Here is an 8,999-nt window from a genome sequence, read left to right as displayed (position 1 = left end):
GTACCTAAAACATAATTCAACACCGGGAGTTGCCAACTCCCGGTGTTGAATCTAAATAAACTCTCCTACTGAATTTCTTAAACAATTTAAAAAACAACCACCTTATTATTCAGTGGTTGCTTTGATTAAATGAGCATATTTTTGTTCTAATTGTTGAACCAAATCCTCTCTTTGATAAAGTTCTTGAAAGAGCCAATGAGCAAAGATGTAATAACGTTCCGTAAACCTTGTGGCCAGCGTATCCAGAACGGCTACACAGATCATTTGATCAATAAAGCCGTTACTAGCTTCTTTCTTACCGGCTGGTAAACTGTCCAGTGGTATTTTATAAACCCTACCTCGTATTTCTAACTCAATGCCCTGATAACCAAACGGTGCTGGCATTTCCTATTCTCCTTTTGTTAAAGTAATTTAAACTTAGCACTATCGTAATTAATCGTCAATTTGAAATTTACCAAGAAAATAACTCGTAATGAATATGCGATCTGGGCACACCGACTTCTTTGAACTGAGCTAATAAACTGATAATCATGGGCTTGGGGCCGCAAAGATAAATTTCGCGTTCGGCCCAATCAAACACTTCTTTTCTAATCGTGACAAAATCTAGTCTTGGTTGTGATAGTGATCCTTCTTCTTGTGTAAAATGATAGAAACAATGCAAATGTCCTCCTCGCTCAATCTGTTTTAGCTCTTCACCAAAAATTAAGTCTTCTTCCTTCTTATTAGTATAAAACAAAATTATTTCTCCTCCATTATTAATAATCTCCGGTAACATGGCACGAATGGGCGTGATACCAATGCCGCCGGCAATCATTAAATACTGTTTTTTCTTTTGCTGTGGTACAAAGGTTCCATGGGCACCGTCAATTAAAACCGGTGTGCCAACTGGCAAGTTTTTTATTTGTTTACTAAAATCACCACTGGCCTTAATAGTTAGTCGTAAATTATCAGTACCCGGCTCTTGAGAAATAGAGAAGGGGTGCGCTTGTTGCCAAAACTTTGCTGCTAAAAATCGAGCAATGACAAATTGACCACCGCTATATTTGAAATTAACAAGCTGTTTACCACTGAGATAAATAGAATACACATTATGATTTTCGGCAACAACTTTGGTTATGCGAAACTGGTGGCAATAATAATTAATGACAATTAAAACAAAACGATAGTATAAATAATTCAAACCAACAAAAATATACAACGCCCACCAATAAATGACCATCACGCCTTGACGTAAATCACCGCCCCATTCTAGCTGATGACCAAAAGCTAAAATAATCGCTAGATAAGTTAAGAGATGCAAATAATACCAGCTCTCATAACGCCAGCGAAAATAAACAATGCTTATGGATATAATAATAGTAAGCAAGAACAGTAACCAACTAACAATGGCTCCCGACAGCTCTTCCCAATTATTCACAAAATCCATTATCTGCTGCCACCAACCCAAATGAGACAGCTGTCCATAACTGATCAATAAAAAAATAAAATGCAAAGTGATCATGACAAAACTCAAAACACCAAAATAATGATGTTGTCTGGCTAAGCGGTCGTGACCAAAATATGGCTCCAGCCATTTAATACGGCCAATCTGTAATAATTGTGTTAAAACAAAAAAGACCGCCAACAAGCCAGTCAAGCGCGCCCAGACCAATAAATTACTGGCCAATCCTTGATTTAATAAATCGCTATTATTGTTCCACCAAAGTAGAACAATAAAAAATAAGTTAAGCAACCAAATAATACTAAACATTTTTTTCTGATATCTCATAGTAGTATATCCGATAATTCTAATAGTTATATTTGCCAAAATTACTTTTCTTTTTTCAGATACAGGTTAATAATATCTTCTGTAGTACCTTTTTTCAATGCCAGATCTATCCACTGGTCATAAGGAATATAATTTTTGGGTATTTTTAACGACTGCTCTGTGTGTTCTTGACCTTGTGCTACAATATCAAAGATTTTTGGTTCATCCGGAATTTTCCACCAACTGTTACTCTGTAAAAAAAGATCAGTGCTTATCGGAAATTTTTGTTGAAATGAACTAAAATAATTCATATAATATTCTGTCGGTAACTGTATTTTACCATATTCATTTTCCACATTACTTATCCAAAGTGTGTGACCAGCATAAAGTTCATGCAATGCCTCACAAAAAGCATCATATTTATCAGCCCAACTAACCAACATTGATTCTAACGAGGTCTTTGACAAAACATCTAACAAGAGTAATTTGTAATCATATTTTCCTAAATAACTGGGGTAACGAATGCTTAAGCATTCGATAGCATCTCTTTCTAATTGTTCAACTTGCTTTAACTCAGTGTCTTTCATTTTTGCTTTATTACCCGCCTGGATATCGCCAAATAAAATTTCTGCATCATCATGAACTAAGGCAATAGCAATGGCCTTGTCTGAGTCCAATGTTTTTTTTAATATGATCTGTGCTGTCGGAATCAATTCCTCTACAATCCAAGCCACGCGTCGGGAATGGGTCCATAAATTCGTTCGGTACCACATAGTATGATACAGACTATAGCGTTTAACACCTCTTAAATCTACTTCCCGCTGAGGAATAAACTAAGTTCTTTAAGTAATTCTAATGTGGTCATATTTTTCTTTAAAAAATCTATTACTCCTATATTACTAACTAATCAACATCGCATCACCAAAACTATAGAAACGATAGTTAAGCGCTATCGCTTGCTGATAAGTATTTCTTAGCCACTCAACTCCATTCACGTCATACTTGTCTTGCCCAAAAGCGGCCACTAACATCAAGAGGGTTGACTTGGGCAAATGAAAATTGGTAATCAATCCATTAACCAATAAAAAATGATAGCCAGGATAAATAAAAATATTGGTCCAGCCTGATAGCTGCTGATTTTTGGCTACCGTTTCCATAACTCGCACCGCGGTCGTACCAACGGCTATAATTCTATGACCTTCATTTCTGGCTTGTTGAATCTTGTTCCAAGCTTCATTAGTTACTTGATAGTATTCGCTGTGCATTTGGTGTTGCTCAATATTTTCAACTTTCACTGGCGCAAAGGTACCCAAACCAACATGCAAAGTAACGTGCACAATCTCAACTCCTTGCTGGGCTAGGGTATCTAATAACTCTTTAGTAAAGTGCAATCCAGCCGTTGGTGCTGCTACTGATCCACTATGATCAGCATAAATAGTTTGATATTGTTCTTTAATTTTCTGACTATCAACCGCCTTAATATATGGTGGCAATGGTGTCTGACCAAGGAGGTTAATCAAATGTCGTAATTCCTCTCCTCTTTTATTGAACTGCACTAACCACGTTTGATCAACTTGCTCTTGCAGTACGGCTTGTAACTTATACTCAAATTCTACCACCAAACCAGCTTTGATTCGCGAATGACCGACTAAGCACTCCCACAGACCATTGCCTTTATCTTGCAATAAAAATATTTCTATTTGGCCACCAGTAATCTGTCGTTGCCCCAAAAGCCGAGCCGGAAAAACTTTCGTGTCGTTAATGACCAAAAGATCGCCGCGCGATAAATGGTGAGTTAAGTCATAAAAATGCTCATCCCGCACCAGGTCTTTCGTCACTGCCAATAACCGTGAATGGTCGCGCTGCTCCATCGGGTGTTGAGCAATTAGCTCCTTGGGTAGTTGATAATCAAAATCAGATAATTTCATATTTTTCTTTAAGGGTTCGTCTACTCTTACTCTCTTGTAAAGAATAGAGGCAACCGCAATAATCTTGACGATAAAAATTTGCTTCCTTACTTAAAACTACGGCCTTTTTAAAACCATCTTGCTTTTTCCAATCAGCTGGCAAATATTTGATCTGCCACTCTTTGCTAGCTTGCTCCCCAATGCCATTTAATACTACTGCGTTTTTATGAGGACTGATAGACATGGTGGTGGTAAAAATATCATAATTATGTTGCTGGGCATACTCCGCTGTTTTGCTTAAGCGTAATTGGAAACAGAGACTACACCTACCGCCACCTTCATGATCGTCTTCGTGCCCGTTAATTATTTGTTGCCAACTAGCAACATCATAATCGCTCTCTACTATTTTGATATTGATTTTTTGCGCCCAATTAACAACTTCTGCTTTTCTTTTTTGATACTCCTGATCGGGCTGAATATTGGGGTTGTAAAAAAAGATGGTTAAATCATAATGCTCAACTAATTGCTGTACGACAAAAATGGCGCAAGGAGCACAACAGGTGTGTAATAACATTTTTTCTTGATTTTTGACCATATTAAGATTTGCCCCTATAATAAACTAATTGTGCATAATTGTAAATAATTAGCCGATTAATTAACTATAATTAAAAAAATGACTAAAAAAATCACTCTAATTACCTTTTTATTTATTGGCATCCTTGGTTTAACTGGTTGTACTAATAATAAAGTAGCTGACAAGCCCATTGTTAATAATCCGGCACCGGTTGGGCAACAAGATATTAACAACAATAACGTCACCCAACCAAACAATAATGCTGCTCCTGATACTGTCGTTGGTTATACCTTAAGCGATGTCGCTAAACACAGTAGTCCGACTGACTGCTGGTTGGCTGTTAATGGCCAAGTCTACAATGTCACTAGCTATGTAACACAACATCCCGGTGGCGAGAAAATTTTAAACGGTTGCGGTAAAGATGCCTCAAGCATGTTTGCTACCGCCCACAACGGAAAGCCTAAAGCTACTGATCAATTACCGGAATTTCTCATTGGTAATCTTAAATAACCATTGATTAATAAACTGTTTTATTTTCACCGCCGGTTTGACAATCGGCGGTGTTTGATGTTAATTTACAATCACTATTAATGCTTTAATTGAACTTTTACAACAAAATATATTGAGGCTTATATGAAAAATCAAAAAATAAGGCCTGCTATTAGATATCTTTGGCCGATATTAACGCTTTGCATTCCATTACTACTTTATCTAGTAATGCCCCAAGACGTCAGGATAACTTGGCTAATACTATTACTACCACTAACCACCTTTATCATGGTAATTGGTATCCTAAATTGTTATCAGCCCAAACCAATCGTTCCTGATAGATACACAAAAAATATCACCCTGATGTACTTCTTTTTATTTTTACGATCTATTTCGGCTCTAACCACTATACTTTGCGGATTGATCATTGCTATTATCGCTATTACACCCGACCTGATCTTTGCTTTAATCAGCCATCGCTCTTCAGTGCTCGTGGTGCTCGGACTAATAACGTTTCTGATGCTCTCCCAGTGCTTAATTGTTTTTCTCATTTACCAATACCGGATTACTAATCATGAAGGATTTCTAACTGTAATCAATGGCTGTTTGCTAACTAAAGACAAAATGTTTTTAAATTATCCGCTTTACTACAACAAGATAAAACAAATACCGATATATCAAGAAATAAAAGTATCCTTACCAGCCAATGATATGAATGAGCATTTACCATTCCAAAAAATGACACTATCTTTGGTGGTTAAATTACAAAGCGCAGATAATTATCAGAATGTTGTGCCTGTTAATAATGATTTTCTTCCGAATTTGCTTGTCCGCATAGAAAATGAAATTTTAGCCACAATAAAATCGCAATTTGGTCATAAATTTGGACCTAAAAATTTAGCTCAACTTTGTCCTGGTTCCCTGACGGTAACTACTGGACTAGTTATTTACTCCTGGCCACATAAATATTTACGCCTGGACTGCCAAAGCACTTTTGATAATTCGTAAAAAAAGAACAACACTCACTGTTAACCATGGTGAGTGTTTTATTTACCAGCTAAAACTAAATAGCTAAACTAACTTATCCTGCCAGTTATCTGGTGCTAATAAACCCAAATGCTCATAGGCAGCTTCCGTAACAACACGCCCGCGCGATGTCCGCATGATTAAACCCAATTGCATTAAATATGGTTCGTAAATTTCCTCCACCGTCCCCGACTCTTCACCGGTAGCTGCAGCAATAGAATTTAAACCAACGGGCCCACCTTTAAATTTTTCAATGATGATTTCAATAATTTTACGATCAATAGCATCCAATCCCAGAGTATCTATCTCCATCATTTCCAAAGCTTCCTGAGCTAAGGCGCCATTAATAGATCCGTCTGATTTAACCTGAACATAGTCACGGACCCTTTTCACTAAACGGTTGGCCGTCCGCGGTGTTAGACGAGAACGAACAGCTATTAAATCAATAGCAGCCTCATCAATAGCTACCTTAAGTATTTTTGCTGAACGATGAATAATTTTTTTAATATCCTGAACTTCATAATAATTTAAATGGTAGGTAGCGCCAAAACGATCACGTAATGGCGAGGATAATAAATTATAACGGGTAGTAGCTCCCAAAATAGTAAATCTGGGCAAATCAATACGAAGTGTTCTGGCTGATGGTCCCTTACCAATGACAATGTCCAAAGCATAGTCCTCCATAGCCGGATAAAGAACCTCTTCAATCAATTTATTTAATCGATGAATCTCGTCAATAAATAAAATATCCCCTTCCGATAAATTTGTTAAAATAGCTGCTAAGTCGCCCGCCTTTTCTAGGGCCGGTCCAGAAGTTACTTTGATATTGACATTCATCTCCTTAGCGATAATATGCGCCAGGGTCGTTTTACCTAAGCCGGGTGGTCCATACAACAAAACGTGCTCAATCGGTTCTTGGCGTTGCTTGGCTGCTTGCATAAAAATCTGTAAGCTTTTCTTGATCTTTTCTTGACCAATAAATTCATCTAATAACTGCGGGCGCAGAGTCAAATCTAAAATCTGATCACCATTCTGCAAACTGCTATCAATTATTCTATTTTCATCTGTTTTTTTAACCATAACGACTCTACCATATCATTTTTTGCGACAAAAAACAACGGTCGGGCAATTGACTATTTTTATAAAATCTAGTATTTTTGATTTGAATTACTCTGATTAATAAGTTCAAATTTTGCTCCCTTAGCTCAATTGGATAGAGCGTTTGGCTTCGGACCAAAAGGCTGCAGGTTCGAGTCCTGCAGGGAGCACCACAAACCATTCACTTCGTTCAGGTTCGTGGCGCAGCCACGTTCATTCGTTCAGGTTCGTGGCGCAGCCACGTTCATTCGTTCAGGTTCGTGGCGCAGCCACGTTCATAAGATAATGAATGGCTTAAAAATAATTTACCTACTATGCGAGTCAACTGCTTGACTCGCGTCAGGACAAGCCGGAAAATATTAAAGCACTTGTCTCCCGAAGCTTCAGCGAAGGGAGAAGGCGGCGCCTAATCCGAACCGAGCGACTGGTGGGGTAGCCTGTCCCGCACTTAATACGGGAAGAGTTGAGGGCGAGTCCCTGCTTGCCGGCAGGCAGGCTGCAGAGAGCACCAGAAAAGAAAAATCAAGCAGTTTTAGTTCACCTCTCCTTGCTTGGCTACTAATTCGTATTCAATTTTGGGGGAAGAAAATTTTTTAATCCTATGAAAATAGATTGGTACAAACATTACCTTGAAAAAGGGAAACTTGTTCTTACTGAAGAGAGTTTGAAAGAAAACTTGAAGCAAGACCAAGCGTTTCTCAAAATTTTGGGAAAATTTGTACCACCACCTGCTAAAGTTTTGGAAGCTGGCTGTGGTCTCGGCAGAACTTGTATCTCTATGTCTTTCAAAGGCTATCGAATAACGGCGATAGATATTGATGAACGAATGTTGAAATTGGCGAGAAAAAGCGCACAAAATTTTTCTCAAAAAATAACTTTTAAGAAACTTGATTTCTTTAATCTCAACAAACGATTTTTAAAAAAAGCTTTTGGTGCTATCACTCATCAAGGAGTTCTCGAACATTATCCTGTCATGAAAATTAGAAAAGCAATTGATATTCAGCTGGCTGTCAGCCCCTTTATTATTTTTTCTGTCCCAATTAGCTCCAATCATAACAAGGAATATTTTCACGACAAAATATATCGTAATATCTGGACTCCAGATTTTTGGATAAAAAATGTTTTGAAAAAATACAAAGTGGTTTATCATAAAGTTGTAAGAGATAGGAAAGATAGTTTAGTTATTGTTCTCAAAAGCATTTAAGAATTTATGCCACCAAAGAAAAATTTGAAATTGTCAGCGGTGCGGCTTCGCCGCCTTTCCGGATTTTCGCGGGGGGACTTCCTCGCCACCGTAGGTAACGAAATACGTTCGGACTAATTCAATAATACTGCACCAAAACATCTTATTTATTAAACACATATTATATGGCAAAAATAATAATCGTTCATGGCTGGGATGGCTCACCAAAACATGGCTGGTTTCCTTGGCTAAAAAATGAATTAGAAAAAAAATGGTCACATTGTTATTATTCCCCAATTACCAAAACCTGAGGAACCACGAATATATAATTGGCTTCCAGAATTAATAAAAATCGCGGGTGAAATTAACGAAAATACTTTTTTCGTTGGCCATAGTATGGGTAATCAGGTAATCATTCGTTTAATAGAGTCACTGCCAAATAATATCTCAGTTGGCGGCGCCGTCTTTGTCGCTGGCTTTCTTAAAAGATTAACCAATCTCGAAGATGATGATATTGTGCGCGATGTTGTTAAACATTGGCTAGAAACGCCAATTGATTTAGTCAAAGTCCAATCACACCTACTGAAGGCTGTGGCAATTTTTTCTGACAACGATCCTTATGTACCAATGGATAATCAAGATTTATTTCGTGATCAACTAAACGCCAAAATAATCATTGAACATAACAAGGGTCACTTTAGTGGTAATGACTCAGACCAAACATTCAACTTACCAATAGTACTAGAAACAATTAATGAGTTAATAAACCCCTAATAGATACTTGCTAATCTACAAAAAATAAGTTAATATATTGTCGTTAATGTCGTTTACCAGCGCGCATAGCTCAGTCGGTAGATCCGCCAGAGGCGGACTCTTAAGCAAACGGTTGAGTTATGCAAATTAACAAATAAATAGTGTTTCCATCTTACCAGCGCGCATAGCTCAGTCGGTAGAGCAGTTGCCTCTTAAGCAAAC

The 8,999-nt window shown here is 37.6% G+C and carries 11 protein-coding genes and 1 tRNA gene; 5 read left to right on the top strand and 7 right to left on the bottom strand.

Annotation, left to right across the window (positions count from 1 at the left end):
• Positions 1–105 precede the first annotated feature (105 nt).
• From COX77_02565 to COX77_02545, 5 genes are all read right to left on the bottom strand, one after another.
• Positions 106–384: a hypothetical protein gene (locus tag COX77_02565; protein PIZ99102.1), complete on the bottom strand. Its 279-nt coding sequence runs from the start codon at positions 382–384 to the stop codon at positions 106–108.
• A gap of 67 nt (positions 385–451) precedes the next feature.
• A complete protein-coding gene (locus COX77_02560; GenBank protein PIZ99101.1) occupies positions 452–1,768 on the bottom strand; it encodes a hypothetical protein in 1,317 nt (438 codons plus the stop codon).
• 41 nt (positions 1,769–1,809) lie between these two features.
• Positions 1,810–2,520, bottom strand: a complete 711-nt coding sequence (locus COX77_02555) for a hypothetical protein (protein ID PIZ99100.1) — start codon at positions 2,518–2,520, stop codon at positions 1,810–1,812.
• A 126-nt stretch (positions 2,521–2,646) separates the two neighbouring features.
• Positions 2,647–3,675, bottom strand: a complete 1,029-nt coding sequence (locus COX77_02550) for a tRNA preQ1(34) S-adenosylmethionine ribosyltransferase-isomerase QueA (protein PIZ99099.1) — start codon at positions 3,673–3,675, stop codon at positions 2,647–2,649.
• A complete protein-coding gene (locus tag COX77_02545) occupies positions 3,662–4,249 on the bottom strand; it encodes a recombinase (protein ID PIZ99098.1) in 588 nt (195 codons plus the stop codon). The genes COX77_02550 and COX77_02545 overlap by 14 nt, the downstream gene beginning before the upstream one ends.
• Before the next feature lie 78 nt (positions 4,250–4,327).
• Between COX77_02545 and COX77_02540 the strand changes: the two genes are divergently transcribed.
• Positions 4,328–4,738, top strand: coding sequence for a hypothetical protein (locus COX77_02540; protein ID PIZ99097.1), 411 nt, complete (start codon positions 4,328–4,330; stop codon positions 4,736–4,738).
• A 293-nt stretch (positions 4,739–5,031) separates the two neighbouring features.
• Here COX77_02540 and COX77_02535 read toward each other — a convergent pair whose 3' ends face one another.
• Positions 5,032–5,268, bottom strand: coding sequence for a hypothetical protein (locus COX77_02535; GenBank protein ID PIZ99096.1), 237 nt, complete (start codon positions 5,266–5,268; stop codon positions 5,032–5,034).
• Positions 5,269–5,341: 73 nt separating this feature from the next.
• Here COX77_02535 and COX77_02530 point away from each other — a divergent pair, with 73 nt between their 5' ends.
• On the top strand, positions 5,342–5,725 hold the full coding sequence (locus tag COX77_02530; protein ID PIZ99095.1) for a hypothetical protein: 384 nt from the start codon (positions 5,342–5,344) through the stop codon (positions 5,723–5,725).
• 63 nt (positions 5,726–5,788) lie between these two features.
• Here COX77_02530 and COX77_02525 read toward each other — a convergent pair whose 3' ends face one another.
• Entirely contained in the window at positions 5,789–6,823 is a 1,035-nt protein-coding gene (locus COX77_02525; GenBank protein ID PIZ99094.1) for a Holliday junction branch migration DNA helicase RuvB, read from the bottom strand.
• Between the two features lie 114 nt (positions 6,824–6,937).
• Here COX77_02525 and COX77_02520 point away from each other — a divergent pair.
• The 3 genes from COX77_02520 to COX77_02510 all read left to right on the top strand — a co-directional run bounded on the left by COX77_02520 (position 6,938) and on the right by COX77_02510 (position 8,798).
• Positions 6,938–7,014: transfer RNA gene (locus tag COX77_02520), tRNA-Arg, on the top strand.
• 428 nt (positions 7,015–7,442) lie between these two features.
• Positions 7,443–8,045 (top strand): hypothetical protein, encoded by a 603-nt coding sequence (locus tag COX77_02515; protein ID PIZ99093.1) that lies wholly within the window; start codon positions 7,443–7,445, stop codon positions 8,043–8,045.
• Between the two features lie 258 nt (positions 8,046–8,303).
• Positions 8,304–8,798: a hypothetical protein gene (locus COX77_02510; GenBank protein ID PIZ99092.1), complete on the top strand. Its 495-nt coding sequence runs from the start codon at positions 8,304–8,306 to the stop codon at positions 8,796–8,798.
• Positions 8,799–8,999: the final 201 nt, after the last annotated feature.

The organism is Candidatus Komeilibacteria bacterium CG_4_10_14_0_2_um_filter_37_10 (assembly GCA_002793075.1).
Classification (GTDB): domain Bacteria; phylum Patescibacteriota; class Patescibacteriia; order UBA1558; family UBA1558; genus UM-FILTER-37-10.
This window is presented reverse-complemented; position numbering and strand designations above follow the sequence as displayed.

Coding starts and splice junctions, on each gene's coding strand:
- COX77_02550 (PIZ99099.1), bottom strand. CDS start 3,675: ATGAAATTATCTGATTTTGATTATCAACTACCCAAGGAGCTAATTGCT.
- COX77_02535 (PIZ99096.1), bottom strand. CDS start 5,268: ATGAGAAAAACAATTAAGCACTGGGAGAGCATCAGAAACGTTATTAGT.
- COX77_02530 (PIZ99095.1), top strand. CDS start 5,342: ATGTTTTTAAATTATCCGCTTTACTACAACAAGATAAAACAAATACCG.
- COX77_02555 (PIZ99100.1), bottom strand. CDS start 2,520: ATGTGGTACCGAACGAATTTATGGACCCATTCCCGACGCGTGGCTTGG.
- COX77_02515 (PIZ99093.1), top strand. CDS start 7,443: ATGAAAATAGATTGGTACAAACATTACCTTGAAAAAGGGAAACTTGTT.
- COX77_02565 (PIZ99102.1), bottom strand. CDS start 384: ATGCCAGCACCGTTTGGTTATCAGGGCATTGAGTTAGAAATACGAGGT.
- COX77_02560 (PIZ99101.1), bottom strand. CDS start 1,768: ATGAGATATCAGAAAAAAATGTTTAGTATTATTTGGTTGCTTAACTTA.
- COX77_02540 (PIZ99097.1), top strand. CDS start 4,328: ATGACTAAAAAAATCACTCTAATTACCTTTTTATTTATTGGCATCCTT.
- COX77_02545 (PIZ99098.1), bottom strand. CDS start 4,249: ATGGTCAAAAATCAAGAAAAAATGTTATTACACACCTGTTGTGCTCCT.
- COX77_02525 (PIZ99094.1), bottom strand. CDS start 6,823: ATGGTTAAAAAAACAGATGAAAATAGAATAATTGATAGCAGTTTGCAG.